This is a genomic window from Pseudomonas sp. B22(2017) (assembly GCF_002113105.1).
GTDB classification, from domain to species: domain Bacteria; phylum Pseudomonadota; class Gammaproteobacteria; order Pseudomonadales; family Pseudomonadaceae; genus Aquipseudomonas; species Aquipseudomonas asiatica.
Genome location: NZ_NEJN01000007.1, coordinates 117,500 through 143,053 on the forward strand (window position 1 = coordinate 117,500; position 25,554 = coordinate 143,053).

Consider the following 25,554-nt stretch of genomic DNA (forward strand, 5'->3'; position numbering starts at 1 on the left):
ACCATTGAAATGGCGTTGATCGTACAGAAATTTGGCGGCACCTCTGTCGGTTCCATCGAGCGGATCGAGCAGGTAGCCGATAAGGTCAAGAAACACCGTGAAGCGGGCGACGACCTGGTGGTTGTGCTGTCGGCAATGAGCGGTGAAACCAATCGCCTGATCGACCTGGCCAAGCAGATCACCGATCAGCCGGTTCCGCGTGAGCTGGACGTGATCGTGTCGACCGGTGAGCAGGTCACCATTGCCTTGCTGACCATGGCCTTGATCAAGCGCGGTGTGCCAGCGGTGTCCTACACCGGCAACCAGGTGCGCATTCTCACCGACAGCGCACACAACAAGGCGCGCATCCTGCAGATCGACGACCAGAAGATTCGTGCCGACCTCAAGGAAGGCCGCGTGGTCGTGGTAGCAGGCTTCCAGGGCGTCGACGAGCACGGCAGCATCACCACGCTTGGCCGTGGCGGCTCCGACACCACGGGTGTGGCCCTGGCGGCTGCGCTGAAGGCTGACGAGTGCCAGATCTACACCGACGTCGATGGCGTCTACACCACCGACCCGCGTGTTGTGCCGCAGGCCCAGCGCCTGGAGAAGATCACCTTCGAAGAGATGCTGGAAATGGCCAGCCTCGGTTCCAAGGTGCTGCAGATCCGTTCGGTGGAGTTCGCCGGCAAGTACAACGTTCCGCTGCGCGTGCTGCACAGCTTCAAGGAGGGTCCGGGTACCCTCATTACCATTGATGAAGAGGAATCCATGGAACAGCCGATCATTTCCGGTATCGCCTTCAACCGTGATGAAGCCAAGCTGACCATTCGCGGCGTGCCGGACACCCCGGGCGTGGCCTTCAAGATCCTCGGCCCGATCAGTGCCTCGAACATCGAGGTCGACATGATCGTGCAGAACGTTGCCCACGATAACACCACCGACTTCACCTTCACCGTGCACCGCAACGAGTACGAGAAGGCGCAGAGCGTGCTGGAAAACACTGCCCGCGAAATCGGTGCCCGTGAAGTGATCGGCGACACCAAGATCGCCAAGGTCTCGATCGTCGGCGTCGGCATGCGTTCGCACGCCGGTGTTGCCAGCCGCATGTTCGAAGCCCTGGCCAAGGAGAGCATCAACATCCAGATGATCTCCACCTCCGAGATCAAGGTTTCGGTCGTGATCGAAGAGAAGTACCTGGAGCTGGCCGTACGCGCGCTGCACACCGCGTTCGAGCTCGATGCCCCGGCACGACAGAGCGAGTAATACGCTGCCTGGAAGGGCGCGGCTTGCCGCGCCCTTCGCGTTTCTGCTCGCCACGCAGGCCCGTCCTGCCCTGTGTGGCGATCAACCAGGCCCAGGTCGTCGTCCACGACCAGGCCGCGACACCCAAGACTGTTACCCCTGAATGTTTTGCGTAAGGAGAAAGCTATGTTGATTCTGACTCGTCGGTGCGCCGAGAGCCTGATCATTGGAGACGGCGAGATCACCGTGACGGTGCTCGGCGTAAAAGGCAACCAGGTGCGTATTGGCGTCAGCGCCCCGAAAGAAGTGGCTGTGCACCGCGAGGAAATCTACCTGCGGATCAAGAAAGAGAAGGACGAGGAGCCAAGCCTTTAATTTTTTTGAAGTTTTTTTCAAAAAAAGGGTTGCAAACGAGGAAGAGCCTGTTTAATATTCGCCTCGTGTTGCGGTGAGGTGGCCGAGTGGCCGAAGGCGCTCCCCTGCTAAGGGAGTATACCTCATAAGGGTATCGGGGGTTCGAATCCCCCCTTCACCGCCATTATTCGCTTAGGGCGCTGTAAACGGTAAGAACGCTAAGTAGTTGATTTTAAACGAAAAAGTTCTTGCAAAAATGTTTCAGCGACCTATAATGCGCGGCAAGACACGGACTCATAGCTCAGCTGGATAGAGTACTCGGCTACGAACCGAGCGGTCGGAGGTTCGAATCCTCCTGAGTCCGCCACTTTTGAAGTGGCTTTGCTTGCAAGGCTGCTTCAATCAACCAGTGGTAATCTGGTCTAAAACTACCATCGCGGACTCATAGCTCAGCTGGATAGAGTACTCGGCTACGAACCGAGCGGTCGCAGGTTCGAATCCTGCTGAGTCCGCCACTTTTTGAAGTGGCTCTGCTTGCAAAGGCACTTCAACCAACCAGTGGTAATCTGGTCTAAAAATACCACCACGGACTCATAGCTCAGCTGGATAGAGTACTCGGCTACGAACCGAGCGGTCGGAGGTTCGAATCCTCCTGAGTCCGCCACACCAAATCAAGAAGCCCGCTCAGTTGAGCGGGCTTTTTGTTTTTCTACGCCAATGAATTGTTGCTGATGTCGATCTACGCTCTTCTGTAATGATTGTGGTGTAGCTTGGGGTCGCCATGCGGCCCATCGCCGGCAAGCCAGCTCCCACAGGTATCGCGCTGCTCTCTGGACTGTGTTGTCCCTGTGGGAGCTGGCTTGCCGGCGAAAGGGCTGCAAAGCAGCCCCGAATTCGATCAGGTATCGCATACACATCCAGGCACACAACAAATGTGCTTTAACCGCCAGACCCACCGTCGCACTGATAGCTTCGAGCGTTGTCCCAGCTTTATCACGCAAACGATTGTTCTGGCCAAAAATTTTAAGCGATCTGACAGCTTTAGCAGTGTATGATTGCGCCCGTCAGCCCCGCCGGGGCTTGTGGAAAACCACCATGGACTTACCCAGTAGTTACTCGCTAACAAGATTCATACAGAAAGATCTGACCGATTGATTCTCCCGGCGTGCTCCGCTGCTGGGAGTGGAGTTCGCCTATGACTGAAGTAGAAGTAAAAAAAGCGCAGGAAAGCCTGCAGGACCGCCTGGCCCAGGTGGTCGAACTGCTGCAGCGCCAGCGCGTGGTAGAAGACCTGACCCACCGTCAGGAAGGCGCCCACCACGACCTGGTGGAAAACCTGGTCCACCGCCAGAACCTCGTCGAGCTGCAGCGCAAACTCGACGACCTGCACCCCGCCGACATCGCCTACATACTCGAAGCATTGCCCCTGGAAGACCGCCTGACGGTCTGGCAGCTGGTGCGCTCGGATCGCGATGGCGACATCCTGCTGGAAGTGTCCGACGCCGTGCGGCAATCGCTGATCGCCGACATGGACGATCACGAGCTGCTCGCCGCCGCCAAGGAAATGGACGCCGACGAGCTGGCCGACCTGGCTCCAGAGCTGCCGCGTGACGTTGTTCACGAGCTGATGGAAACCCTCGATGCACAGCAACGCGAGCGCGTGCGTTCGGCGCTTAGCTACGACGAGGAGCAGGTTGGTGCGCTGATGGACTTCGAGATGGTCACCATCCGCGAAGACGTCAGCCTGGAAGTGGTGTTGCGCTACCTTCGCCGCCTGAAAGAGCTGCCGAACCACACCGACAAACTCTTCGTGGTCGACTATGACGGCATTCTCAAGGGTGTATTGCCGATCAAGCGCCTGCTGGTCAACGACCCGGAGAAGAAGGTGGCGGAGGTCATGGCGACCGATCCGGTCTCCTTCCACCCCGAGGAAGATGCCTATGATGCGGCGCAGGCCTTCGAGCGTTACGACCTGGTATCTGCGCCAGTTGTGGACAAGAACGAACGCCTGATCGGCCGCTTGACCATCGACGAAATGGTCGACCTGATTCGTGAGGAAAGCGAAAGCGAAGTGCTGAACATGGCCGGTTTGCGCGAGGAAGAAGACATCTTCGCCTCGGTCTGGCGTTCGCTGCGCAACCGCTGGGCCTGGTTGGCCATCAACCTGATTACCGCTTTCGTTGCCTCGCGAGTGATCGGCCTGTTCGAAGGTTCGATCGAGAAACTGGTGGCCCTGGCCGCACTGATGCCGATCGTGGCAGGCATTGGCGGCAACTCCGGTAACCAGACCATCACCATGATCGTGCGTGCCATGGCGCTGGACCAGGTGTCGCCGGGCAACACCAGCCGCCTGATGCGCAAGGAGCTGGCGGTATCGCTGCTCAACGGCCTGATCTGGGGCGGGGTGATCGGTGCGGTGGCGTTCTGGTTGTATGGCAGCTGGTCGTTGGGCCTGGTGATGACTGCGGCGATGACCTTGAACCTGCTGTTGGCGGCCTTGATGGGGGTGTTGATCCCGATGACCCTGACACGCCTGGGGCGCGACCCGGCGATGGGCTCCAGCGTGATGATTACCGCGGTGACCGACAGTGGTGGGTTCTTCATCTTCCTCGGGCTGGCCACAGTGTTTCTGCTGTAACCTGCGGATCGCGTCTCTTGCAGGGACGCCACCTACAAAAAAGCCAGCTTACGCTGGCTTTTTTGTGTTCGGCTGCAAACCTCAGGAGGCGTCGGCAGCCATTTCCACATCGTGAGCGATGAGGGCCACCAGCGCGTTCTGCTGGCGGTGCGACAGTTGGCGGAAGCGTTGCAGCAATTCGCGTTCATGCAGGGACAGTTCGGGGCTGTCCAGGCGCATGCTCAAATCGTCACCCAGCGCACCTTCCTGGATAAGGCTCTGTTCCAGGCGCGCGATGATTTCGGAGTTCATGCTGCGGTGATGGTTGCGCGCTACCTCGGCAATGCGCTCACGCATCCCGTCGGGCAGGCGGACGACGAACTTGTCAGCGGTGCGGCTCGAATAAATAGCCTGTTTCATTGGGCGCATATAAATTGACCAGATTTTGGTTCAGGGGAAGCGGTTCTCAAATTGGCCGCACGGGGTGGTAGTACGACCGTGGCGACGACGAAATGTTCAACCGTCTGTGAAAAATGGATGCTCATCTTGCCTCATGGTCGCCGTTTCCTTGGCGTCAATTCTGTGACAAATAGTGAGCCGGATAAAGGCTTTGTGCCAGTACCAATTATCAGAAATGAGTACTGGTTTGAAAAGTTTTACATGCACCGGCTTGCCCAATCGTCAGACTCTTGCCGTCAAAAACTGGTAAAACGCAGCAAAAGGCTGGGAATATCCCTAGAATGTGCGGGTTTTCCTCCATAGAGCATAGTGGCTATGCAACATGATGCAAGCGACCGCCAATCAGGCACAGGCCGGTTGATATATCTGGTAGGACCGTCGGGTTCCGGGAAAGATTCCCTGATTGACGCTTCCCGTCAGCGGCTTTCAGCCGCCGGGGTGGAAATCGCTCGTCGCGTCATTACCCGTTCGGCTGAAGCCAAGGGCGAAGCCGCCCATGGCGTAACGGCCGAACAGTTCGAAGCAATGCGAGCACAGGGCGCGTTCGCCATGCATTGGCGCGCCAATGGCCTGGATTACGGCATTCCACTGCAGGTGGATCAGTGGCTGGCGGCGGGCAGGTCGGTGCTGGTGAATGGTTCGCGGGCTTATCTCGCCGAGGCGCGCCGGCGCTACCCGAACCTGTTGGCAGTGCTGGTGGAGGTCAGGCACGGAGTGCTGCGCGAGCGCCTGTTGGCCCGTGGCCGGGAAAGCGCAGAGGAAATCGAGCAGCGCCTGGCACGTAACGCACGCTTGCAGGCGCTGGCTGATCCGTCGCTGCATGTGCTGGACAACTCCACCACTCTGGAAACCGCAGTCGCGGCATTGTTCACGCTGCTGCATGGTGAAGGTGTGCTGGCGCAGGTGTAGCATTGGCAGAAAAGGATTACGCGAAAAAGCCCGCTTTAGGCATGACAAACGCCAGCATGCTGGTTAACATGCTGGCCGTCCTGCTGTGCAGCGTTCGCTGCCGGCACTTGCGTCTCAGTAGCTCAATTGGATAGAGCATCCCCCTCCTAAGGGGAAGGTTGCAGGTTCAATTCCTGCCTGGGACGCCATTTCCTTTCGTTCCCTTACCGCGTTCACCCGGTGTTGGTGACGCGAAATCGGGAAGCCTTGAAGCTGCGTATTCCTACATCCCCAGATGCTTCAAGGCCCACAGCACTCCCATGCCTACAATCAGCGTCAGCATCGTGCTGCGCGTACGCCACGCCACCAGCGCGGCAAGTATCGCCGCTGGTATCTGTGGGTTCATCCAGTCGAACCCCGCCTGCCGGTCCGGGAATACCACGGCCGGCAGTACCAATGCGGCCAACACGCTGGCTGGCACATACGCCAGGGCGCGGCGAAACAGTGGGGGGATGCGCAACACCGTGTGCAACTCGATGAACGACAGGCGGATGGCGAAGGTGCCCAGGCCGATCAGAATGAAGGTCATCCACTGGGTCGTTTCGCTCATGATGCTTCCTGCTCGGTATTGGCTTCTGCCGCAGTTTGCTGTTTTTGCCAGTTCTCGATGGCCAGCCCGGCGATGATGCCGCCCAGCGCGCCAGCCAGCAGGCCGAGGTTGTAGGGCAGGTCGACGGCCAGTACGGCGAGCACACCGCCGGTCAGCGCTGCGCCAAGCGTGGCTGCATTGCGAATGCCGGGTATCAACAGGGCCAGGAACGACAAGGGAATGGCAAAGCCGAGCGACCAGTCTTCAGGAATGCTCGCGCCCAGGTACATGCCCGCCAGCACCGAGAGGTTCCAGCCAAAGAACATGGTGATTGCCGTACCGGCATAGTAGGGGTACGCATACTGTCCCAGCCCGCCCGTGCCCATCTTCAGCATGCACAGGGCGAAGGACTGGTCCGACAGCATGTACGCCATCGGCCACTTGCGGCGGCGGGGCAACTGGCCCAGGTGCGGGGCCAGGCTGGCGCTGTACATCAGGAAGCGCAGGTTGATCACCAGCGCGGTGACTACCATGGTCACCGGCAGGGCGGCGCTTTGCATCAACTGCATCACCACCATCTGCGCCGAACCGGAGTAGAACAGCAAGGTCATGCCGATGGCATCGGTTGGCGACAGGCCCATGCCGATCGCCGTGACCCCGGTGATCAGGCCGAAGGGCACTATGCCGGAGGTCAATGGCAGGGCGCTGTGGGCACCTTGCCTGAACGCTTGGGGCGCGCTTGGATACGGCATTTGAAATCCTTGAAAGTGTGCAGGCGGTACAAGGGCGGCACGTCCACGTTAATGCGCGCGACAGTTGGCCACAACGTCAGATTTCTGAAATAGTAGGCCTAAAAAAAATAGGCCTGAAACCGTGTACCTCGACACCCCTACCCGGCACTCGCTGCAGCTCAATGCCTTGCGTGCCTTCGAAGCGTCAGCCCGCCTGGGCGGTTTTGCCCGTGCCGCACTCGAACTGAAGGTGACACCGCGGGCCATCGCCGCCCTGGTCAAGACCCTGGAGAACGAATACGGCGCGGCCTTGTTCGATCGCCATGCCAAAGGCGTACGGCTGACGCCCTTGGGCGAAAGCGTGAAAGGCCAGTTCACCGAGGCATTCGACGCCGTGGAAGCCGCTGCGCGCGCACTGCGCCGCCTGGCGGCACCGCAGCGGGTGCATATCGTCACATCGCCTGCTCTGGCGCAGTTGTGGATCGGGCCACGCCTGCCGGAACTGACCCGCTTGCTGGCACCCATCGAGATCTCGGTGACTGCGGTGGATGAGCCGCCCAACCTGAAGCGCAGCCCGTTCGACCTGTGCCTGTTCTACACCGAAAAGCCCGAGCGCTGGCAACGCAGGATAGCCACGGAAGAAATCCTGCCCGTGTGCGTGCCGGCCCTGGCCACCAGCATCACCAAGCCCGAGGACCTTGCCGACGCCCGTTGCATCGCTGACGTGGGCTGGAACGACTGGGCGGTGTGGACGGGGGCGGTGATGCCCGGGCACAAGTTCGTTGCCCGTGGGCCGGGTTTTTCCCTGTACTCGATCGCCCTGCAGCAAGCCTTGCTGGCCGCCGGGGTGCTGATAGGGCGCAAAAGCCTGGTGCAGCGCTACCTGGACAGCGGTGAACTGGTCGCCCCCATCGACCGCGCTGTGCCACTGGGTGTGACCATCGCCGCATGGCGGCTGCCGGGTGCCAAGGGCAACCAGGTGGTTGCCGCGGTGGAGGAGGCGCTGTTGCATCTGGCTTGAGCGTCCTCGATCCATGCCTGCTTTCAAAGCGCCGCAAAAACAGGGCGTCGGGGCTATTCTGTTCGGGTGCGCCAGCCGTCAGGGAGAGCGTCAATGAGTCAGGAAACCCGGCCGGTACCTGCCGGCTTCAGTGAGCAGCAGTTGCGTACGTTGTTCGATCTTATCAGCGATGGTATCTGGGACTGGAATGCCAATACCGGCTACGTCTATCGCAACCCGGGCTGGTACGCCATGCTTGGCTACCCCAGCCACTCCATGGCCAACTCGGTGCTCACCTGGGAAAGCGTGATCCACCCGGAGGACTACCCACGGGTGATGGCGCATTTCGAGGCGTACATCAACCAGCGTAACGAGCACTATCTGGTCGAATACCGCTGCCGTTGCCAGGATGGCAGCTATCTGTGGATAGAAGACAGCGGTTACATCATCGCCCATAACGAGGACGGCTCGGTGGCGCGCATGCTTGGTGCCCACCGCAACATTGACGCCAACAAGCGCCTGGTGGCGCAATTGCAGCAGAGGAACCAGTCGCTGGAAAGCCAGGTGGCCGAACGCACTCGCGAGCTGTCCTGGGTGAACCAGCAGTTGCAGCGGCAGCTGGACGAAAACCGCGAGCTGGCCGAGCGTGATGCGTTGACCCGCATTGCCAATCGCTATCGGCTGGAGAAGGCGTTACAACTGGAGTGCGAGCGTGCCCAGCGCTTTCGCCAGCCGTTGTCGCTGATAGCCATGGATCTGGATGACTTCAAACCGATCAATGACCGCTATGGCCATGCCCATGGCGATGCGGCGCTGTTGCGGGTGGTCGACGTCCTGCGTGCCTGCCTGCGGGAGCAGGACCTGCTGGCGCGCTGGGGTGGGGACGAGTTCGTCATCGTATTGCCGCAGGAGTCGCTGGGCGAGGCACTGGAGGTGGCTGCACGCTTGCGCCAGGCGATGGCGCAGATAGAGCCGGTGGGCGATTGCCGGCTGACCATGAGCTACGGTGTGGTGCAACGGGAGGAAGGGGAGGACCAGCATGCACTGCTGGCGCGTGCCGACAAGGCGCTGTACCGGGCCAAGGGGAGCGGCAAGAACGCCATTGCCGAGTAGTCAGTGCCGGCCTCTTCGCGGGTAAACCCGCTCCCACAGGTGCGCCACTGCTCTCACGGGCAGTGATGTCCCTGTGGGAGCGGGTTTACCCGCGAAGAGGCCGGCACTGACTCGCCCCTGAAAAAAGACCCGCAACGCCAGGGGCGCTGCGGGCCAAATCGGCCTCGACCGCTTCAGTGTCAGATATGCAGGGCGTGGCCCAGCGCGCGCAGCGCCGCTTCCTGTACCGCCTCACCCAGTGTCGGGTGGGCATGAATGGTGCCGGCCACATCCTCCAGGCACGCGCCCATTTCCAGCGACTGGGCAAACGCCGTCGACAACTCGGAAACCGCCACGCCAACCGCCTGCCAACCCAGGATCAGGTGGTTGTCACGGCGCGCCACCACCCGCACGAAACCGCTTTTCGATTCCAGGCTCATGGCCCGGCCATTGGCGGCGAACGGGAACTGCGCGACGATGCAGTCCAGCCCTTGCTGGCTGGCTTGCTCCGGGGTCTTGCCGACCACCACCACTTCCGGGTCGGTGAAACACACCGCGGCGATCGCGCTGGGTTCGAAACGGCGCGCCTTGCCGGCGATGATCTCGGCGACCATCTCGCCCTGGGCCATGGCCCGGTGCGCCAGCATCGGTTCGCCGGCCACGTCGCCGATGGCCCAGACGTTGCGCATGCTGGTCTGGCAGCGCTCGTCGATGGCGACGGCGGCGCCGTTCATCTTCAGGTCCAGGCACTCCAGGTTGAAACCTTGCGTGCGTGGCCGGCGGCCCACGGCCACCAGCACCTGGTCGGCTTCCAGGCGCAGTTGGCCGCCCTGGCCATCACGGGCCAGCAGGCAGCCGCCTTCGTAACCTTCGACGCTATGCCCCAGGTGCAGGGTGATGCCCAGCTTCTTCAGCGATTCGGCCACCGGGGTGGTCAGCTCGCTGTCGTAGGTTGGCAGGATGCGCTCGCGCGCCTCCACCACGCTGACCCGGGCGCCCAGCTTGCGGTAGGCGATGCCGAGCTCGAGGCCGATGTAGCCGCCGCCCACCACTACCAGGTGCTGCGGCAGGGTTTTCGGCGCCAGGGCTTCGGTCGAGGAAATGATCGGCCCGCCCAGCGGCAGCATTGGCAGTTCGATGCTGCTGGAGCCAGTGGCCAGCAACAGGTGCTCGCACTGGATACGCTGGCCATCGACCTCGACCTGCTTGCCGTCGAGCACCTTCGCCCAGCCATGGATCACCTTGACTCCGTGCTTTTTCAGCAGGGCTGCGACGCCGGTGGTCAGGCGGTCGACGATGCCGTCCTTCCAGGCCACGCTCTGGCCGATGTCCAGGCGCGGCGAGGCGACACTGATGCCCAGCTCCGACGGGCCGGCAAAGCGCGAGGTCTGGTGGAACTGCTCGGCCACGTGGATCAGCGCCTTGGACGGGATGCAGCCGATGTTCAGGCAGGTACCGCCCAGTGCCTGGCCTTCCACCAGCACGGTGGGGATGCCCAGTTGCCCGGCGCGGATGGCAGCCACGTAGCCGCCAGGGCCACCGCCGATGATCAACAGGGTAGTCTGGATAGTCTGTTGCATGCTCACTCCACGAACAGGCAGGCGGGTTGTTCGAGCAGGCCGCGCACGGCCTGGATGAACAGCGCGGCGTCCATGCCATCGACCACGCGGTGGTCGAACGAGCTGGACAGGTTCATCATCTTGCGCACGACGATCTGGCCGTCGATCACCACAGGCCGCTCGACCATGCGGTTGACGCCGACGATCGCCACTTCCGGGGTGTTGACCACCGGCGTGCTGACGATGCCTCCCAGTGCGCCCAGGCTGGTCAGGGTGATGGTCGAACCGGACAGCTCATCGCGGCTTGCCTTGTTGTTGCGAGCAGCGTTGGCCAGGCGCGAGATCTCGCCGGCATTGCTCCACAGGCTGCCAGCTTCGGCATGGCGCAGTACCGGTACCATCAGGCCGTTGTCACCCTGGGTGGCGATGCCCACATGCACCGCGCCATGGCGGGTGATGACCTGGGCTTCGTCGTCATAGGTGGCGTTGATCTGCGGGAAGTCGCGCAGTGCCACGACCAGGGCGCGCACCAGGAACGGCAGCAGGGTCAGCTTGCCGCGGCTGTCGCCGTGCTTGCTGTTGAGCTGCTGGCGCAAGGCTTCCAGGGCGGTGACGTCGATTTCTTCCACATAGCTGAAGTGCGCGACGCGGCGCTTGGCGTCCTGCATGCGCTGGGCGATCTTGCGGCGCAGGCCTATCACCGGTACCTGCTCGCTGTCGGTGCGCTTGGCATAGCCGCTCGGCGCTTGCCCGCCAGCGCTGTGCGGCTTGCTCATGAAGGCGTCGAGGTCTTCGTGCAGGATGCGCCCGGCCGGGCCGCTGCCATGCACGTAACGCAGTTCGATACCGGCATCCAGGGCACGCTTGCGCACCGCCGGCGAGGCCAGCGGCTTGTCGCCTGGCTGGCGCGGCACGATCGGGGCTGCTTCGTGGTTGACAGGCGCCTGGCAAGCGGCCGGTCTTGCTTCCTTCTGCGGCTCTGGCTTGGCGGCTACCGGGGCCGCGGGGGCCTCGACCTGTTCGGGCTTTTGCACATCCTTGGTGGGCACATCCACATGGTTGCCGCTGCCTTCCACTTCGATGCGGATCAGCTCGCTGCCGACCGCCATCACTTCACCGGGCTGCCCACCCAGGGCAAGCACCTTGCCGCTGACCGGCGAAGGGATTTCCACGGTGGCCTTGTCGGTCATGACGTCGGCCACCACCTGGTCTTCGGCGATCATGTCGCCGACCTTGACGAACCACTCGACCAACTCGACCTGCGCGATGCCTTCGCCAATGTCAGGCATCTTGATGACGTGCGTGCCCATTCAGACCTCCATGACCTTTTTCAATGCCGCACCTACCCGCGAAGGCCCTGGGAAGTAAGCCCATTCCTGTGCGTGGGGGTAGGGGGTGTCCCAACCGGTGACGCGCTCGATCGGCGCCTCCAGGTGGTGGAAGCAGTGTTCCTGTACCAGCGACACCAGTTCGGCGCCGAAGCCGCAGGTGCGGGTAGCTTCGTGTACCACCACGCAGCGGCCGGTCTTTTTCACCGACTCGACGATGGTCTCCAGGTCCAGCGGCCACAGGCTGCGCAGGTCGATCACCTCGGCGTCGACGCCGGTTTCTTCGGCGGCCACCTGGGCCACGTACACCGTGGTGCCGTAGGTCAGCACGGTCACGTCATTGCCGGGGCGGGTAATGGCTGCCTTGTCCAGCGGCACGCTGTAGTAGCCATCGGGTACGGCGCTTTGCGGGTGCTTCGACCAGGGGGTGACAGGGCGGTCGTGGTGGCCGTCGAACGGGCCGTTGTACAGGCGCTTGGGTTCCAGGAAGATCACCGGGTCATCGCATTCGATCGAGGCGATCAGCAGGCCCTTGGCGTCATACGGGTTGGACGGCATGACAGTGCGCAGGCCGCACACCTGGGTGAACATCGCTTCCGGGCTCTGGCTGTGGGTCTGGCCACCATAGATCCCGCCACCGCAGGGCATGCGCAGGGTCAACGGGGCGATGAACTCGCCGGCCGAGCGGTAACGCAGGCGCGCCATCTCGGAAACGATCTGGTCGGAGGCCGGGTAGAAGTAGTCGGCGAACTGGATTTCCACCACCGGGCGCAGGCCATAGGCACCCATGCCCACGGCGGTGCCGACGATGCCGCTCTCGGAGATCGGCGCGTCGAACACACGGGACTTGCCGTACTTGTTCTGCAGGCCTTCGGTGCAGCGGAACACGCCGCCGAAGTAACCGACGTCCTGGCCGTAGATCACCACATTGTCGTCGCGCTCGAGCATGACATCCATGGCCGAGCGCAGGGCCTGGATCATGGTCATGGTAGTGGTGGCCATGGCGGTTTCCGGGTTGATGCTGTTGTTGTGGTCGTTCATCTCAAACCCCCAGTTCCTGGCGTTGACGGCGCAGGTGGTCGGGCATTTCCTTGTACACGTCCTCGAACATCGAGGCTGCACTCGGGATGTGACCGTTGGCCAGCGTGCCGTACTGCTCGGCTTCCTTCTGCGCGGCGATCACCGCGGCTTCCAGTTCGGCAGTGGTGGCCTGGTGTTCTTCCTCGGACCAGTGGCCGATCTTGATCAGGTGCTGCTTCAGGCGGGCGATCGGGTCGCCAAGCGGGAAGTGGCTCCAGTCATCGGCCGGGCGGTACTTGGACGGGTCGTCCGAGGTCGAGTGCGGGCCTGCACGGTAGGTGACCCACTCGATCAGGCTCGGGCCCAGGCCACGGCGGGCGCGTTCGGCGGCCCAGCGCGAGGCAGCGTACACGGCGACGAAGTCGTTGCCATCGACCCGCAGCGAGGCAATGCCGCAACCCACGCCACGGCCGGCGAAGGTGGTCGACTCGCCACCGGCGATGGCCTGGAAGGTGGAGATCGCCCACTGGTTGTTGACCACGTTGAGTATCACCGGGGCGCGGTACACGTGGGCAAAGGTGAGGGCGGTGTGGAAGTCCGACTCGGCGGTTGCGCCGTCGCCGATCCACGCCGAGGCGATCTTGGTATCGCCCTTGATCGCCGAGGCCATGGCCCAGCCGACCGCCTGCACGAACTGGGTCGCCAGGTTGCCGCTGATGGTGAAGAAACCGGCCTCGCGCACAGAATACATGATCGGCAACTGGCGGCCCTTGAGCGGGTCGCGCTCGTTGGACAGCAACTGGCAGATCATCTCGACCAGCGACACGTCGCGGGCCATCAGGATGCTTTGCTGGCGGTAGGTGGGGAAGCACATGTCGGTGCGGTTCAGCGCCAAGGCCTGGCCGCTGCCGATGGCTTCTTCACCCAGGCTCTGCATGTAGAAGGACATCTTCTTCTGGCGCTGGGCGACCACCATGCGGCTATCGAAAATCCGCGTCTTGAGCATGGCGCGCATGCCCTGGCGGAGAACTTGCGGGTCGATGTCTTCGGCCCACGGGCCTTGCGCGTCGCCTTGCTCGTCGAGCACGCGGATCAGGCTGTAGGACAAATCCGCGGTGTCGGCAGCGTCGACATCGACTGGGGGTTTACGGGCTTGACCTGCATCGTTCAGGCGCAGGTAGGAGAAATCGGTCTGGCAGCCTGGCCGGCCGGTAGGCTCGGGCACATGCAAACGCAGGGGGGCGTACTCGTTCATGCTTTTTACGCTCGCTCGGGTATTTGTTTTTGTGAGCTCTGAAGCGGCCGCCGCTGAGTACCGGCTTGTGACTGGTAGGTCAGCGTCCCCTACATCTTAGTGGTCCGGCAGGAGAATTTTTCTCTCAAGTTGGTTGCCTTTGCCGAGCAGGGCAGATAAACATTCCGCATAAACACAAAAAACCGGTGATTTTGTCTCATGCGCAAACTCGATCGTACCGATATCGGCATTCTCAACAGCCTGCAGGAAAATGCCCGCATCACCAACGCCGAACTGGCCCGCTCGGTGAACCTGTCTCCCACGCCCTGCTTCAACCGGGTTCGGGCCATGGAGGAGCTGGGGGTGATCCGCCAGCAGGTGACCTTGCTGTCGCCCGAGGCGTTGGGGCTGGACGTGAACGTGTTCATCCACGTGAGCCTGGAGAAGCAGGTGGAGCAGTCGTTGCACCGTTTCGAGGAAGAAATTGCCGAACGGCCCGAAGTGATGGAGTGTTACCTGATGACGGGCGATCCGGACTACCTGTTGCGGGTACTGCTGCCCAGCATCCAGGCGCTGGAACGGTTCCTGGATTACCTGACGCGGTTGCCAGGGGTGGCCAACATCCGTTCCAGTTTTGCCTTGAAGCAGGTGCGCTACAAGACGGCCTTGCCGCTGCCGGCCAATGGCATGACCTTGCGGGAGTAGCCGTCCGAGTACTGCGCTTGCTGGTCAGGTCAGCTGAATATCGCTCAGGAAGAATTCGAGCACGTCACCGGTACGCTCGCTGGCGTTGAGGTAGTACTGGCGGCCCAGGTCAAGTACCGGGACGTTGTCCGAGAGCGACTCCGCAACACGGTAGCCGTTCATGTCCCGCAGGTAGAAGGGAACCAAGTCGGCGCTCTCCACTGTGCCGTCCCATGGCTGGAGCGTTTCGATTTTCCAGTAGGGCCGGGTACGTAGCAGGTTGTACGGATGTGGGGCGTTGAGCACATCCCGGACCCGCCCGGCCACATGCGTACCATACAGGCCTAGCCAGCCATTGGAACTGCTTTCAAGCCTGGCGCCAATATAGGCCCAGTGTTCTGCGCAGGTAATGTAGTAGTGCGTGCGGTCTTCACGGTGCTCGATGAATTCGAAATGGAATGCAAGTCGTTGGAATTCATCTGCACTGCGTGGCACGCTCCTGCGCGCGGCAGTCGTGCACAGCCAGCCGTCTTCATCCAGGCCAAGCACTGGGTGTACGTTGTTGTCTGCAACAACGATCTGGCCACGGTGGACGTTATGAAGTGTAGCGGTGAAATTGGCCCTTATCATGTAAGTCTCCGATGATTGCTGAGGCGGTAGCCCAGGCTAAGGCACTGCCTGTCGACTTGGGACATGGATGCGTTTCAGCCAACGGAAGTGGGTGCCTGTCAGCCTGCTGTACAGGCCTGATCGCGACATGACCTGCACCGGACGCGCCCCGGCAACAGCATTTTACTCGCCACCGCACTCATTCCCTGGCATTTGCCCTTATGCTTGTCTGCAACCCATCGCCACCTGACCCGGGAGCCGCAAGGGACTTATGCGAAATATCTGGAAGCCGTTTCAGTCGTTGTATTTCGCCGCGCTGATGATGTTGATCGGCTCGGGCCTGCTCAGTACCTACCTGGCCCTGCGCCTGGCAGCCGATCATGTCGACAGCCTGTGGGTGGGTGCCTTGATGGCGGCCAACTACTTTGGCCTGGCGGTCGGCGGCAAGGTCGGCCACCGGTTGATTGGCCGGGTAGGGCACATTCGCGCCTACGCCACTTGCGCTGGCATCGTCGGTGCGGCGGTGCTCGGCCATGGTTTGACCAGCTGGTTGCCGGCCTGGGTCGGGCTGCGGATGATCGTCGGCCTGGGGATGATGTGCCAGTACATGGTCATCGAGAGCTGGCTGAACGAGCAGGCCGACGTCAAGCACCGCGGCGCGGTGTTCAGCGGCTACATGATCGCCTCTTACCTGGGCCTGGTGCTCGGCCAGCTGATCCTGGTGGTGCACCCACAGCTTGGCCTGGAGCTGCTGATGCTGGTGGCCATGTGTTTCACCCTGTGCCTGGTGCCGGTGGCCATGACCCGGCGCATTCACCCCGCACCGTTGCGCCCGGCACCGATGGAGCCGAAGTTCTTCATCAAGCGGGTGCCGCAGTCGCTCAGCACGGTGCTGGGTTCGGGGCTTATCGTCGGCTCGTTCTATGGTTTGGCGCCTTTGTATGCCTCCAGTCAGGGCATGACTACCGAGCAGGTCGGTCTGTTCATGGGTAGCTGCATTTTTGCCGGCCTGCTGGTGCAGTGGCCGCTGGGCTGGTTGTCTGATCGCTACGATCGGGCGGTGCTGATCCGCAGCGTGGCCGTGGGGCTTGCGCTGGCCTCGGCGCCACTGGCGATGCTGCCCAGCGTTCCGCTGGAGTTGCTGTTCGGCATAGGCTTCGTGATTTCGTTGCTGCAGTTCTGCCTGTACCCGCTGGCGGTGGCGTTTTCCAACGACCATGTGGAAAGCGAGCGGCGGGTGTCGCTGACCGCGATGCTGCTGGTGACCTACGGTGTGGGCGCGTGTATCGGGCCGCTGGCGGCAGGCGTGCTGATGAAGGTGCTGGGCCCGCAGATGCTGTATGCCTTCTTCGTGTTCTTTGCCCTGGTGCTGGTGTGGCGCATTCGGCCGAAGGCGGTCACCGGGCTGCACCAGGTGCAGGATGCGCCTTTGGGCCACGTTGCGATGCCGGCTGCCGGTTCGCCACTGTCGGCGGCGCTGGACCCACGGGTGGATGAGCAGACGGTACAGGAGGTGATGCAGGCACCGGTGGCGGCGGAGGATACCGAAGACGAGCCCCGCCAGAATGAGGAGCAGGGCAAGCCCCAGGCCGAGATCAACTCTGCGGTCTGACGGCCTGTTGGCCTGCCCCTCGAAGGGTGCCGGTCATGTCCGGTGCCCCTGGCGAGTCAGGCTGGCTTTATGTTCTTCAGGTTGAAGACCAGTATCTCGCCCTCTTTGGTACTGGCATTGAGGAACCAGTAATGGCGCTTGACCTTGTCCCGGGTATAGGTGGACCTGGCCAGCGCCACCCGGTAACCGTTCAGGTCACGCAGGTAGAAGGGCACTTCTTCGGCTGTTTCCAGGCGGCCGTCCCAGGGGCTGAGCGTTTCGATCTTCCATTGCCCTTTGCCCTCTATGGCCTCATAGAAAGCCTCTGCGAGATTGGCGTTGCCGATGATCCGGCCAACGATATGCGTCGCATAAAAGCCTACCCAGCCATTGCGGTTGCGCTCCAGGCTCGAACCAAAATATTCCCAGGTCTCGGCGCCGTTGATCGCATAGTGCGTTCGCTCGCCCTGGTGCTTCAGGAAACGGAACGCGAAAGTGATGGGCTTGAAGCTCGGGCTGTCCCCGCGCTGGTGCTCTGTGCATAGCCAGCCATCCTGATCGAGGGAGAATAGGGGGTGAACGTACAGCGGGGTGTCGACCACTCCCACCTGGCCATGCTGGCAGTGGAGTTCGGCGGTGAAATTGGCTTGGATCATTGTGGGCTCCTCGGCGGTCGCTTGGGTACAAGTACACTAAGCAGCCGCGGAGCCATAGGTAACCTGGAAGCGCACCACGCCCAGGTGCTGTGCGCTACACCCGCACAGTGGGCCTGCACTCAATAATCGTCTTTGTCGAAGCGCCGTGCCTCACGCTGCAGCTGGTAGACAAAGCTCTCGACCTTGCGCTGCGCCTGCCCGGTAAGGTTATGGAAGCGCACGCCGGCAAAGGTGGTGTTGATCCGCTCTTCGTAATGCAGGTGGCGCAGCTCGACCATGGTGTCGACCAGGCCCAGCGGGTTCCCCGCCTTGAAACGCTCGTACACCTGGCCCAGTTGCAGGCGATCCTCGACATTGCCTTCGAAGCGCAGTTTGCAGCCGGTGGCGGAGATGTCCAGCAGCTTGCCACGCAGGGCGCCGTTGCCCTTGAGGTGGGTGCCATCGAGGATGATATCGACCAGCTGCGACAGTTTCAGCGCGGCGCGGAAGGCATTGCGGCGCTGGTGGTAGGTCATTTCCAGGGGCATGGCGCCGCGGTAGCAGCGGTGACCGTCGACTTCGCTGATCTTCAACTCGTGGTTGCAGTCCCAGGCGATGCGCACACCATCGTGGAAGCCTTCGACGCGGAAGTGTTCGCCGTTCTCGATGAACTTCTCACCGTCGCGCGGGATCATTTCGTCCAGCGCCAGGGTATTGCTTTCACGGTCCACGTGCACCACGTAGCTCTGGAAGCGCTGGCTGCGGTCGTGGAAGGTGATGATCAGGGGGTCGTGGCTTTCCTGCAGCTGCCGCAAGTTGGCCGCAATCTCCAAAGGGGTGTTCAGCACCTTTGGCGGCTGCGGGGCATCGGATTCATTGAACACGGCTTATCGTTCTCCAGGCAAAAGCGACACACGCAATTAACGGCATTTTGCCAGTATGTTCCGTGCCTTGATAGAAAAAATCACACTTGGCTGAGCGCCCGTGGCTTGGCCAGCGGCGAGGTGCTGCCGCGGCTGTCGTAGAGCGACGGAGAATCGCCGCCCATGAGGATCCGGATCTGGTTGTTGGTGACGTGCTGCTGCACCTGGATGATCCGGCCATTGGTCTCGTTGAGCTGCTGGCAGGCTTGCATCAGCTGGCTGATCACATCGAGTTGCTGCAGCAGCAGTTCACCGTTCGGCGATTGTGCCGCCACGGCCTCCACTCCGGCGCGATCAGGGCTCAGGCCAAGGCTGGCAAGCAGGTTGTTGCGCCGCAGGCCTTGCTGCTCCAGCAGCACGATCAAAGACTGCTTGCGGGCCAGGATATTCTCCAGTGGCGCCATGTCGCGGCCATGCAGGGCGACCGCTTCCTTTTGCAGAAGGTCCAGCAGTTCCTGCATAGGGGCAATGTCATCTTCGATCAGTTGCAGCAAGGTGGTGTCGTGCATGGCTAACTCTTGGCTTTTCTAGCGTCCGTGAAGTCAGCGCGCCGAACGGTCAGCGCTGGGCTTCGAAATCGAGCAGTTTGCTGGCGACCCGGCCGGCATCGACCTGGTAGCTGCCGTCGGCGATCGCCTGTTTCAACTGGGCCACACGGGCACTGTTGACCACCGGCTCGTCGCGCAGCTTGTCGCTGATCTTCTGCAACTGCTGGGCCTCTTGGCTGAGGTGTACCGCTTCTCCGCTGGCGCTGGTGGCGGTTGCCGCTTCCTGGCTGGCTGCCGGTTTTTCGGCGCTGCCGGACGCGGTGTTGCCGCGCACGCCGCCCGTGACGGACGGAGAGTTATTCAAACGACTGAAGTCGATGACCATGATCAGAAACCTCTGGGTATTTGGACGCTTGCCTTGTTTTCGGCCAACCCGAAAGAAACTTTAGGCACAAATGCATAGCCGCCTGTCAGCAAGCTCGCGAACCCGTTTTCTGACACAGTTTAGGAAAAGCGGTTCCTCACCGCCAGCGCAAATCAGTGGGCTGGCTACATACTTACCTCGACCTGCCCAGGGCCGGTCACCCTGGCCTTGATCACCCGTTTGGAATTGAGGTTGCGCACCCGGATCTGTTCGCTCAGGCCACCCTTGCTCAGGGCTTCTCCGGGCATGCGCACACTCAGGCTGCCACTGCGGGCGATGATCACCACGTGGTCACCCTTGCGCACCACCTCGGCCTGTTCCAGGTGTTGCGGGGTGAGTACCTGGTCGATCACCGTGGGGCGCAGCATCTTCATGCCCACCGCCTGTTCCAGTTCGGTCAGGAAGCCTTGGCCCAGGGTGCCGACATCCCGCTCGCGCAGGGCCACATCGCCTTCGCCCACCACGTTGTCGCGCTTGAGCGGCCGGGTCACCACCACCACGTCGCGGAACAGCCGCACGGTGGCCGGCACGAACACGGTCCAGGGCGCTGAGCCTTCGCAGCGTACCTTCACCGTGACGCGGCCCAGCGGCTGAGCCGGGCTTTCCAGCGAGGCGTCCAGCTGCTGGCTGCACAGCGGCATACGCAGGCGCGGGTCCAGCGGATTGACCTGGATCTCGTAACGGCCGGCGGTCTGGGTGGTGGCCAGATAATCTTCGACGCTGAATTCAAGAAACCCTTGAGTGACACCGATAAGCTGTTCAGGCAAGGTAAACGCGTCCGCTACCGTGCGAACGCCGGGCACCAGAAGGCACAGCATGGCCAGCGAGCCAGTCAGCAGGCGCGTCAATCGTCGGAAAAATGTCGTTTTCGTGTACATGGCGCTCAAAAAAGCAAAGCCCGTGCCGACTCGCTAACTGAGTTGCAACGAAAGGCTGAAACATAAAGGAGTCTGGCATGGCAGGTGTTATGGATTCGGTCAACCAGCGCACGCAGCTGGTGGGGCAGAATCGCCTGGAATTGCTGCTGTTCCGCCTCAATGGCGAGCAGCTTTACGGCATCAACGTATTCAAGGTCAGGGAAGTGCTGCAATGCCCTGCGCTGACCCTGCTGCCCAAGGCGCACCCGGTGGTGCGCGGTGTTGCCAATATTCGCGGGGCGACCATCCCGATCCTCGACCTGTCGATGGCCACCGGGTTGCGGCCGCTGCAGGAAGACACGCGCAACAGTTTCGTGATCATCACCGAGTACAACACCAAGACCCAAGGCTTCCTGGTGCATTCGGTGGAGCGCATCGTCAACATGAACTGGGAAGAGATCCATCCGCCACCCAAGGGCACCGGCCGCGACCACTACCTGACCGCGGTCACTCGGGTGGACAACCGCATGGTCGAGATCATCGATGTGGAGAAGGTGCTGGCCGAAGTGGCGCCGTCGTCCGAGTCGGTGTCGGCCGGGGTGATCGATGCCGAGGTGCAGGACAAGGCCGTGCTGCTGCGGGTGCTCACCGTCGACGATTCGTCGGTGGCGCGCAAGCAGGTCAGCCGCTGCCTGCAGACGGTGGGGGTCGAGGTGGTGGCGCTCAATGACGGCCGTCAGGCCCTGAACTACCTGCGCCAGCTGGTGGATGAGGGCAAGAAGCCGGAAGAAGAGTTCCTGATGATGATCTCGGACATTGAAATGCCGGAAATGGACGGCTATACGCTAACGGCGGAGATCCGCAGCGATCCGCGCATGCAAAAATTGCACATCTGCCTGCATACTTCGCTTTCCGGGGTGTTCAACCAGGCGATGGTCAAGAAGGTCGGTGCCGATGACTTCCTGGCCAAGTTCAAGCCGGACGACCTGGCCCAGCGGGTGGTCGACCGGATCAAGGCAACGCATTGAAGCAGCCGGGGGCAGGCCCCCCGGCACCAGTGATTTAAAAGAGGCGGCAGTAGTGTCTACGGGTAATTTGGATTTCGAACAGTTCCGGGTCTTCCTGGAGAAAGCCTGTGGCATCCTGCTGGGCGAGAATAAGCAGTACCTGGTCTCCAGCCGTCTCAACAAGCTGATGGAGCAACAGGGCATCAAGAGCCTGGGCGAGCTGGTGCAGCGCATCCAGGCCCAGCCGCGCGGCGGTTTGCGCGAGCAGGTGGTCGATGCCATGACCACCAACGAGACCCTGTGGTTTCGCGATACCTACCCGTTCGAGGTGCTGAAGAACAAGGTCATCCCCGAGTTCATCCGCAACAACCCCGGCCAGCGCCTGCGCATGTGGTCGGCGGCCTGTTCGTCGGGGCAGGAACCGTATTCCATCTCGATGGCCATCGACGAGTTCGAGCGTAGCAACCTCGGCCAGTTGAAGATGGGCGCGCAGATCGTTGCCACCGACCTGTCCGGCACCATGCTGACCAACTGCAAGACCGGCGAGTACGACAGCCTGGCGATTGCCCGAGGCTTGTCCCAGGAGCGCCTGCAGCGCTACTTCGACACCAAGGGGCCGGGGCGCTGGGCGGTCAAGCCGGCGATTCGCAGCCGCGTCGAGTTCCGCTCGTTCAACCTGCTCGACAGCTATGCCAGCCTGGGCAAGTTCGATGTGGTGTTCTGCCGTAACGTGCTGATCTATTTTTCGGCGCAGGTGAAGAAGGACATTCTGTTGCGTATCCACAGTACCTTGAAGCCGGGTGGGTATCTGTTCCTCGGGGCTTCCGAGGCGCTGAACGGGCTGCCGGAGCATTACCAGATGGTGCAGTGCAGTCCGGGGATCATCTACCAGGCGAAGTGAGTCGGCTATCTCGGTGAGATGAAATTTTGCGGTAATCAGGAGTGGGTCCCAAGCGCCTGGCGGCGCTTGGTCCAATGTTGGTCGATGCGGGAAGGCTGTGCTTGTAGATAAATTGCCTAAAAGTCGGAAAGGGCAAATGGCTTGAGTTCGGATATTTGCGATAGAAGCATCAAGTGCTCCACAATTTTTACTTTCGCCAAATGTTCAAGATTATCAGGGCCGCCAAGCATGATGGCGGGGGTGAAACCATACATCTCGTCAGGGCCTAGCTGGCCAAGTTTTTGTCGAGCCGGCTTGAATAGGTCGCCGTAGTCGTTGGTATCTACCCGCTTGGATGCCATGAAGGCCTTAACCCCCTTGTTCATTTTGTCTCCAACGTAAATGGAGTTATGAACTCTGTAGCGCGAAAGCACGCTCGTGATTTTGAGTGATGCGCCTGTCTTCTCTCCCCAGAGGTACAAGTCTCCAAAGGCGCTTCTGGCAATCACGTGATAGTTGTCGAGGGTTTCGAGCGCGGTGCCTTCAAGCCAGGATGCTACAACGCCATTATACTCCTGTGGGTTGACCATCCAGAAAATCCCATCGCCATAACCGCACCATCCATGCTCGCTCCAATACTCCAGTAGCTGATCAGGCAGTGTCCCGCGATAGCGCTGAATGCTCGATACTGGGACTTCTCGGCGCTCTATGGTATTGCCAAACTCTTCTAGAAAAACAGAAAAAGCCTCATCCATTTATTGTCTCCTAGCATTTGTGAAGATTTACATTTATCAACGTTCTGCCACGAGAGGATTCTGGTACTGCCGCTGCGGCATTTCTTAGGTTCTCGACCTTGGTCTTCCATTGTGGTCCGATACTTGAGTTGACCTGCCGATCTCCAAAATCAGCAATGACATCTTTCCCGCCGACTACAAGGTCAGGGTTATGCAGGGCTGCAAGGCTTGCCATGGTTTTCTTTGCCCTCTTAGCTGCTTCTGCTTTTGCAGCTCTATATCCCATTGATTCCTGTAACTCTTCTTCCAGTCGCTGGGTCAGTGCTTCTTCCAGCTCTTTGCGCGCTCTTTTTGCCGCGCTAGGGCTCCGCTTTACGGGGTTGGCAATATTCTCGAGAAACTCCTCAACCGTCAGCCGGTTCAACCCTTCCTGCTGCCCTTTCAACTGCCGTTCAAACTCGCCATGCTTGGCGGGTGGCAATTTGTCGGCCTTGAAGCACGCCACGGTATGCAACGGCATGCTACCGGGCTTCCCTGTCGAGGGCTCCTTGTCTTTTCCTGCCGGCCGATCAGGCTGCATCGGTTGCGGCTCACTCACCGCCCCCTTGCGCCGCTCCGGCGCCTGCAGGTCCGGCCGTTTCTTCAAGCCCTCTTCATGCTTGAGCATCCATTGCCCCAGCCGCGCACCTTTGCGGCTGGCCGCCATCTCCTGGGCCAGCACCCGGGCATCGCCGCGGCCGCGGGTGAGGTACGACACGATCGCCCCCAACAACAGCAGCACGACCTCCACATGACCTTGGGCAATCTGATGCGTGGCCCGGGATATCGCATAGGGGTCGTCCCGGCAGAACGGGCCCGTGCCTTCATTGCCGCAGGTGCCTTTCCAGGCGAAGCGAATGCCGTCGACGTAGTACTCGCCGATACGCGGCAAGCCCTCGATGAAGAACTCGGCGATGGAGGCCAGCCCCAGCGCGCCGAGGATCCAGCCACTGACCTTGAGGCCCATGGCCGCGCCCGCGCCGGCGAACGGAATGGTTCCGGCGCCGCCGGCGAATGCGCCAACCCCCGCGCCAAGCAGGCCACCGGTAATGGTGCTGCCGGCGACGATCATCGCCATCTGCCGCACGACCATCAGCAGTTCGTCGACGATGCTGTTGATGTCGAGGTCGGCGAAGCGCTGGCGCAGCATGTGCGCCGCCTGCCACTCGGCGTGGTAGAAGGCGGTGCGGACGGCTTCGATCCGGCGCAGGTTGAGGCCTAGCGAGGCGACCTCTTCATTGAGGCTGGTGCGGAACTGGCCACCGCTTTGGTAGCCCACCATGGCGATGACACGTGACTCGATCTCGTGCCAGGAGGGCACAAGGTAATCCAGGTACATGAGGTGTCTCCCTGACAGCGTGTGCAGGGGGAAATCCCATCATGGATTCGGATCGGAGGTTTCTGAGTCAGCTGTAGGAAAAGGCGACTTCATTCCCGGCATATTCGGCGAAGTTCAGGTGTATGTGCTGTGGGAGGGCGGGGCAGGTGTCCGTGGTTGGTGGTGATGGCTGCTCATTGACGTCAATTTTTTGTTTTGCCGCTTTTGCCGCCCAGCAATTGCCGCTTTCGCGCCCGAAGGCGGAAGGCCTTTGCCGCTTTTCTGGCATCACTCTGACAGCACCTTGCCCTGCAAGCCCGTATTTCCGGGCTTTCTGTTGGTTGGCACAGCCCTTGCTATACCTTGCCCAACGATATTCCGGTCAACCTCCGAAGGTTTCCCCGACATGAGCATCAGCTTCGACAAGGCGCTTGGTATTCACGAAAAGGCCCTGGGCTTCCGCGCCCAGCGCGCCGAAGTGCTGGCCAACAACATCGCCAACGCCGACACGCCCAACTACAAGGCGCGCGACATGGATTTCGCATCGGTGCTCGCTGCCGAGAGCGACAAGCAGCAGAGCGCCGGCCGTTTCAGCCTCGATCGTACCAACAGCCGCCATATCGAGGCCGAGGGCCTGGCCATGGTCGACGATACCCTCAAGTACCGTACGCCAACGCAGCCGTCGATCGACCAGAACACCGTGGACGCGCAGATCGAGCAATCGAACTACACCGAAAACGCCGTCGGCTTCCAGGCCAGCTTCACCTTGCTCAACAGTAAATTCAAAGGGCTGGTTTCGGCCCTGCGGGGAGAATGACCATGTCCCTTTCCAGTGTCTTCAACATTGCCGGTAGCGGCATGAGTGCGCAGAACACGCGCCTGAACACCGTTGCTTCCAACATCGCCAACGCCGAGACCGTCTCTTCGAGCATCGATCAGACCTACCGCGCCCGCCACCCGGTGTTCGCCACCACCTTCCAGGACGCACAGGCCGGCGGCAGCCAGTCGCTGTTCGAAGACCAGGGCGAAGCAGGGCAGGGCGTGCAGGTAAAAGGCATCGTCGAGGATCAGAGCAATCTGGAGGCCCGTTACGAGCCCAACCACCCGGCGGCGAACAAGGACGGCTACGTCTACTACCCGAACGTCAACGTGGTTGAAGAGATGGCTGACATGATCTCCGCCAGCCGCGCGTTCCAGACCAACGCCGAGCTGATGAATACGGCCAAGGCCATGATGCAGAAGGTCCTGACCCTCGGTCAGTGATAAGGAA

28 protein-coding genes and 5 tRNA genes are annotated in these 25,554 nt (G+C 61.3%); 17 read left to right on the plus strand and 16 right to left on the minus strand.

Annotated features, from left to right (window positions below):
* Positions 1-9: 9 nt before the first annotated feature.
* The 7 genes from CAG18_RS16215 (at position 10) to mgtE (ending at position 4,216) form a co-directional block, all read left to right on the plus strand.
* Positions 10-1,245, plus strand: a complete 1,236-nt coding sequence (locus CAG18_RS16215; protein WP_013973645.1) for an aspartate kinase — start codon at positions 10-12, stop codon at positions 1,243-1,245.
* 165 nt (positions 1,246-1,410) lie between these two features.
* Positions 1,411-1,599, plus strand: a complete 189-nt coding sequence (csrA, locus tag CAG18_RS16220) for a carbon storage regulator CsrA (protein WP_003254503.1) — start codon at positions 1,411-1,413, stop codon at positions 1,597-1,599.
* Between the two features lie 72 nt (positions 1,600-1,671).
* Positions 1,672-1,762, plus strand: a tRNA-Ser gene (locus CAG18_RS16225).
* Positions 1,763-1,868: 106 nt separating this feature from the next.
* Positions 1,869-1,945: transfer RNA gene (locus CAG18_RS16230), tRNA-Arg, on the plus strand.
* A 71-nt stretch (positions 1,946-2,016) separates the two neighbouring features.
* Positions 2,017-2,093, plus strand: a tRNA-Arg gene (locus CAG18_RS16235).
* 72 nt (positions 2,094-2,165) lie between these two features.
* Positions 2,166-2,242, plus strand: a tRNA-Arg gene (locus CAG18_RS16240).
* A gap of 531 nt (positions 2,243-2,773) precedes the next feature.
* The gene (mgtE, locus tag CAG18_RS16245; protein ID WP_015271262.1) at positions 2,774-4,216 is read left to right on the plus strand and encodes a magnesium transporter; all 1,443 of its coding nucleotides are present in this window, start codon (positions 2,774-2,776) and stop codon (positions 4,214-4,216) included.
* 81 nt (positions 4,217-4,297) lie between these two features.
* On the opposite strand, the gene CAG18_RS16250 is transcribed toward mgtE, so the two are convergent.
* Positions 4,298-4,624 carry an Arc family DNA-binding protein gene (locus tag CAG18_RS16250; protein ID WP_015271261.1) on the minus strand — a complete coding sequence of 109 codons (327 nt, stop codon included), beginning with the start codon at positions 4,622-4,624 and terminating at the stop codon, positions 4,298-4,300.
* A 345-nt stretch (positions 4,625-4,969) separates the two neighbouring features.
* On the opposite strand from CAG18_RS16250, the gene phnN reads away from it, so the two are divergent.
* Together phnN and CAG18_RS16265 are read left to right on the plus strand one after the other, a co-directional pair.
* Complete coding sequence (phnN, locus tag CAG18_RS16260; RefSeq protein WP_085721191.1) at positions 4,970-5,563, plus strand: phosphonate metabolism protein/1,5-bisphosphokinase (PRPP-forming) PhnN; 594 nt, start codon at positions 4,970-4,972, stop codon at positions 5,561-5,563.
* A gap of 111 nt (positions 5,564-5,674) precedes the next feature.
* Positions 5,675-5,751 (plus strand) — tRNA-Arg (locus CAG18_RS16265).
* A gap of 74 nt (positions 5,752-5,825) precedes the next feature.
* Here CAG18_RS16265 and CAG18_RS16270 read toward each other — a convergent pair.
* Both CAG18_RS16270 and CAG18_RS16275 read right to left on the minus strand, forming a co-directional pair.
* Positions 5,826-6,152 (minus strand): AzlD domain-containing protein, encoded by a 327-nt coding sequence (locus CAG18_RS16270; protein ID WP_015271259.1) that lies wholly within the window; start codon positions 6,150-6,152, stop codon positions 5,826-5,828.
* The gene (locus CAG18_RS16275; protein ID WP_015271258.1) at positions 6,149-6,883 is read right to left on the minus strand and encodes an AzlC family ABC transporter permease; all 735 of its coding nucleotides are present in this window, start codon (positions 6,881-6,883) and stop codon (positions 6,149-6,151) included. Before CAG18_RS16275 ends, CAG18_RS16270 begins: the two co-directional genes overlap by 4 nt.
* Positions 6,884-7,004: 121 nt before the next feature.
* Here CAG18_RS16275 and CAG18_RS16280 point away from each other — a divergent pair, with 121 nt between their 5' ends.
* Complete coding sequence (locus CAG18_RS16280; protein ID WP_085721192.1) at positions 7,005-7,883, plus strand: LysR family transcriptional regulator; 879 nt, start codon at positions 7,005-7,007, stop codon at positions 7,881-7,883.
* A 93-nt stretch (positions 7,884-7,976) separates the two neighbouring features.
* On the plus strand, positions 7,977-8,975 hold the full coding sequence (locus CAG18_RS16285) for a diguanylate cyclase (RefSeq protein WP_085721193.1): 999 nt from the start codon (positions 7,977-7,979) through the stop codon (positions 8,973-8,975).
* Positions 8,976-9,154: 179 nt separating this feature from the next.
* Here CAG18_RS16285 and lpdA read toward each other — a convergent pair whose 3' ends face one another.
* The 4 genes from lpdA to CAG18_RS16305 are packed head-to-tail and all read right to left on the minus strand — an operon-like array spanning position 9,155 to position 14,116.
* Complete coding sequence (gene lpdA, locus CAG18_RS16290; RefSeq protein ID WP_085721194.1) at positions 9,155-10,534, minus strand: dihydrolipoyl dehydrogenase; 1,380 nt, start codon at positions 10,532-10,534, stop codon at positions 9,155-9,157.
* A 2-nt stretch (positions 10,535-10,536) separates the two neighbouring features.
* On the minus strand, positions 10,537-11,823 hold the full coding sequence (locus CAG18_RS16295) for a dihydrolipoamide acetyltransferase family protein (protein WP_015271254.1): 1,287 nt from the start codon (positions 11,821-11,823) through the stop codon (positions 10,537-10,539).
* Positions 11,824-12,882, minus strand: coding sequence for an alpha-ketoacid dehydrogenase subunit beta (locus CAG18_RS16300; protein ID WP_015271253.1), 1,059 nt, complete (start codon positions 12,880-12,882; stop codon positions 11,824-11,826).
* Between the two features lies 1 nt (position 12,883).
* A complete protein-coding gene (locus tag CAG18_RS16305; protein ID WP_013973636.1) occupies positions 12,884-14,116 on the minus strand; it encodes a 3-methyl-2-oxobutanoate dehydrogenase (2-methylpropanoyl-transferring) subunit alpha in 1,233 nt (410 codons plus the stop codon).
* 198 nt (positions 14,117-14,314) lie between these two features.
* Here CAG18_RS16305 and bkdR point away from each other — a divergent pair, with 198 nt between their 5' ends.
* Complete coding sequence (bkdR, locus tag CAG18_RS16310) at positions 14,315-14,800, plus strand: Bkd operon transcriptional regulator BkdR (protein WP_012273540.1); 486 nt, start codon at positions 14,315-14,317, stop codon at positions 14,798-14,800.
* Between the two features lie 24 nt (positions 14,801-14,824).
* Here bkdR and CAG18_RS16315 read toward each other — a convergent pair whose 3' ends face one another.
* Positions 14,825-15,409 (minus strand): hypothetical protein, encoded by a 585-nt coding sequence (locus tag CAG18_RS16315; RefSeq protein ID WP_102085138.1) that lies wholly within the window; start codon positions 15,407-15,409, stop codon positions 14,825-14,827.
* A gap of 250 nt (positions 15,410-15,659) precedes the next feature.
* Here CAG18_RS16315 and CAG18_RS16320 point away from each other — a divergent pair, with 250 nt between their 5' ends.
* Positions 15,660-17,000 (plus strand): MFS transporter, encoded by a 1,341-nt coding sequence (locus CAG18_RS16320; RefSeq protein WP_015271251.1) that lies wholly within the window; start codon positions 15,660-15,662, stop codon positions 16,998-17,000.
* Between the two features lie 56 nt (positions 17,001-17,056).
* Here CAG18_RS16320 and CAG18_RS16325 read toward each other — a convergent pair whose 3' ends face one another.
* From CAG18_RS16325 to flgA, 5 genes are all read right to left on the minus strand, one after another.
* A complete protein-coding gene (locus tag CAG18_RS16325) occupies positions 17,057-17,635 on the minus strand; it encodes a hypothetical protein (protein ID WP_015271250.1) in 579 nt (192 codons plus the stop codon).
* 119 nt (positions 17,636-17,754) lie between these two features.
* On the minus strand, positions 17,755-18,498 hold the full coding sequence (locus CAG18_RS16330) for a flagellar brake protein (RefSeq protein WP_003257255.1): 744 nt from the start codon (positions 18,496-18,498) through the stop codon (positions 17,755-17,757).
* 80 nt (positions 18,499-18,578) lie between these two features.
* Entirely contained in the window at positions 18,579-19,046 is a 468-nt protein-coding gene (locus CAG18_RS16335; RefSeq protein ID WP_015271248.1) for a flagella synthesis protein FlgN, read from the minus strand.
* A gap of 49 nt (positions 19,047-19,095) precedes the next feature.
* Positions 19,096-19,410, minus strand: a complete 315-nt coding sequence (flgM, locus tag CAG18_RS16340; RefSeq protein WP_015271247.1) for a flagellar biosynthesis anti-sigma factor FlgM — start codon at positions 19,408-19,410, stop codon at positions 19,096-19,098.
* A gap of 164 nt (positions 19,411-19,574) precedes the next feature.
* The gene (gene flgA / locus CAG18_RS16345; protein WP_015271246.1) at positions 19,575-20,327 is read right to left on the minus strand and encodes a flagellar basal body P-ring formation chaperone FlgA; all 753 of its coding nucleotides are present in this window, start codon (positions 20,325-20,327) and stop codon (positions 19,575-19,577) included.
* Between the two features lie 77 nt (positions 20,328-20,404).
* Here flgA and CAG18_RS16350 point away from each other — a divergent pair, with 77 nt between their 5' ends.
* Together CAG18_RS16350 and cheR are read left to right on the plus strand one after the other, a co-directional pair.
* Positions 20,405-21,334, plus strand: coding sequence for a chemotaxis protein CheV (locus CAG18_RS16350; RefSeq protein ID WP_039612677.1), 930 nt, complete (start codon positions 20,405-20,407; stop codon positions 21,332-21,334).
* A gap of 52 nt (positions 21,335-21,386) precedes the next feature.
* Positions 21,387-22,214 (plus strand): protein-glutamate O-methyltransferase CheR, encoded by an 828-nt coding sequence (gene cheR, locus CAG18_RS16355; RefSeq protein ID WP_085721195.1) that lies wholly within the window; start codon positions 21,387-21,389, stop codon positions 22,212-22,214.
* A gap of 116 nt (positions 22,215-22,330) precedes the next feature.
* Here the strand turns inward: cheR and CAG18_RS16360 are convergent, their stop codons facing one another.
* The 3 genes from CAG18_RS16360 to CAG18_RS26640 all read right to left on the minus strand — a co-directional run bounded on the left by CAG18_RS16360 (position 22,331) and on the right by CAG18_RS26640 (position 24,576).
* Entirely contained in the window at positions 22,331-22,948 is a 618-nt protein-coding gene (locus tag CAG18_RS16360; protein ID WP_085721196.1) for a GAD-like domain-containing protein, read from the minus strand.
* Between the two features lie 10 nt (positions 22,949-22,958).
* Positions 22,959-24,305, minus strand: coding sequence for a DUF6861 domain-containing protein (locus CAG18_RS16365; RefSeq protein WP_085721197.1), 1,347 nt, complete (start codon positions 24,303-24,305; stop codon positions 22,959-22,961).
* Between the two features lie 67 nt (positions 24,306-24,372).
* Positions 24,373-24,576 (minus strand): hypothetical protein, encoded by a 204-nt coding sequence (locus CAG18_RS26640; RefSeq protein ID WP_143492664.1) that lies wholly within the window; start codon positions 24,574-24,576, stop codon positions 24,373-24,375.
* A 114-nt stretch (positions 24,577-24,690) separates the two neighbouring features.
* Here CAG18_RS26640 and flgB point away from each other — a divergent pair, with 114 nt between their 5' ends.
* Together flgB and flgC are read left to right on the plus strand one after the other, a co-directional pair.
* Positions 24,691-25,101, plus strand: coding sequence for a flagellar basal body rod protein FlgB (flgB, locus tag CAG18_RS16370; protein ID WP_085721198.1), 411 nt, complete (start codon positions 24,691-24,693; stop codon positions 25,099-25,101).
* Between the two features lie 2 nt (positions 25,102-25,103).
* Positions 25,104-25,547, plus strand: coding sequence for a flagellar basal body rod protein FlgC (gene flgC / locus CAG18_RS16375; RefSeq protein ID WP_003257260.1), 444 nt, complete (start codon positions 25,104-25,106; stop codon positions 25,545-25,547).
* Positions 25,548-25,554: the final 7 nt, after the last annotated feature.

Excerpts from the sequence above, each read along its gene's own strand:
- CAG18_RS16215 (WP_013973645.1), top strand. The coding sequence starts at position 10 with ATGGCGTTGATCGTACAGAAATTTGGCGGCACCTCTGTCGGTTCCATC.
- csrA (WP_003254503.1), top strand. The coding sequence starts at position 1,411 with ATGTTGATTCTGACTCGTCGGTGCGCCGAGAGCCTGATCATTGGAGAC.
- mgtE (WP_015271262.1), top strand. The coding sequence starts at position 2,774 with ATGACTGAAGTAGAAGTAAAAAAAGCGCAGGAAAGCCTGCAGGACCGC.
- CAG18_RS16250 (WP_015271261.1), bottom strand. The coding sequence starts at position 4,624 with ATGCGCCCAATGAAACAGGCTATTTATTCGAGCCGCACCGCTGACAAG.
- phnN (WP_085721191.1), top strand. The coding sequence starts at position 4,970 with ATGCAACATGATGCAAGCGACCGCCAATCAGGCACAGGCCGGTTGATA.
- CAG18_RS16270 (WP_015271259.1), bottom strand. The coding sequence starts at position 6,152 with ATGAGCGAAACGACCCAGTGGATGACCTTCATTCTGATCGGCCTGGGC.
- CAG18_RS16275 (WP_015271258.1), bottom strand. The coding sequence starts at position 6,883 with ATGCCGTATCCAAGCGCGCCCCAAGCGTTCAGGCAAGGTGCCCACAGC.
- CAG18_RS16285 (WP_085721193.1), top strand. The coding sequence starts at position 7,977 with ATGAGTCAGGAAACCCGGCCGGTACCTGCCGGCTTCAGTGAGCAGCAG.
- lpdA (WP_085721194.1), bottom strand. The coding sequence starts at position 10,534 with ATGCAACAGACTATCCAGACTACCCTGTTGATCATCGGCGGTGGCCCT.
- CAG18_RS16295 (WP_015271254.1), bottom strand. The coding sequence starts at position 11,823 with ATGGGCACGCACGTCATCAAGATGCCTGACATTGGCGAAGGCATCGCG.
- CAG18_RS16300 (WP_015271253.1), bottom strand. The coding sequence starts at position 12,882 with ATGAACGACCACAACAACAGCATCAACCCGGAAACCGCCATGGCCACC.
- CAG18_RS16305 (WP_013973636.1), bottom strand. The coding sequence starts at position 14,116 with ATGAACGAGTACGCCCCCCTGCGTTTGCATGTGCCCGAGCCTACCGGC.
- bkdR (WP_012273540.1), top strand. The coding sequence starts at position 14,315 with ATGCGCAAACTCGATCGTACCGATATCGGCATTCTCAACAGCCTGCAG.
- CAG18_RS16315 (WP_102085138.1), bottom strand. The coding sequence starts at position 15,409 with ATGATAAGGGCCAATTTCACCGCTACACTTCATAACGTCCACCGTGGC.
- CAG18_RS16320 (WP_015271251.1), top strand. The coding sequence starts at position 15,660 with ATGCGAAATATCTGGAAGCCGTTTCAGTCGTTGTATTTCGCCGCGCTG.
- CAG18_RS16325 (WP_015271250.1), bottom strand. The coding sequence starts at position 17,635 with ATGATCCAAGCCAATTTCACCGCCGAACTCCACTGCCAGCATGGCCAG.
- CAG18_RS16335 (WP_015271248.1), bottom strand. The coding sequence starts at position 19,046 with ATGCACGACACCACCTTGCTGCAACTGATCGAAGATGACATTGCCCCT.
- flgM (WP_015271247.1), bottom strand. The coding sequence starts at position 19,410 with ATGGTCATCGACTTCAGTCGTTTGAATAACTCTCCGTCCGTCACGGGC.
- flgA (WP_015271246.1), bottom strand. The coding sequence starts at position 20,327 with ATGTACACGAAAACGACATTTTTCCGACGATTGACGCGCCTGCTGACT.
- CAG18_RS16350 (WP_039612677.1), top strand. The coding sequence starts at position 20,405 with ATGGCAGGTGTTATGGATTCGGTCAACCAGCGCACGCAGCTGGTGGGG.
- CAG18_RS16360 (WP_085721196.1), bottom strand. The coding sequence starts at position 22,948 with ATGGATGAGGCTTTTTCTGTTTTTCTAGAAGAGTTTGGCAATACCATA.
- CAG18_RS16365 (WP_085721197.1), bottom strand. The coding sequence starts at position 24,305 with ATGTACCTGGATTACCTTGTGCCCTCCTGGCACGAGATCGAGTCACGT.
- flgB (WP_085721198.1), top strand. The coding sequence starts at position 24,691 with ATGAGCATCAGCTTCGACAAGGCGCTTGGTATTCACGAAAAGGCCCTG.
- flgC (WP_003257260.1), top strand. The coding sequence starts at position 25,104 with ATGTCCCTTTCCAGTGTCTTCAACATTGCCGGTAGCGGCATGAGTGCG.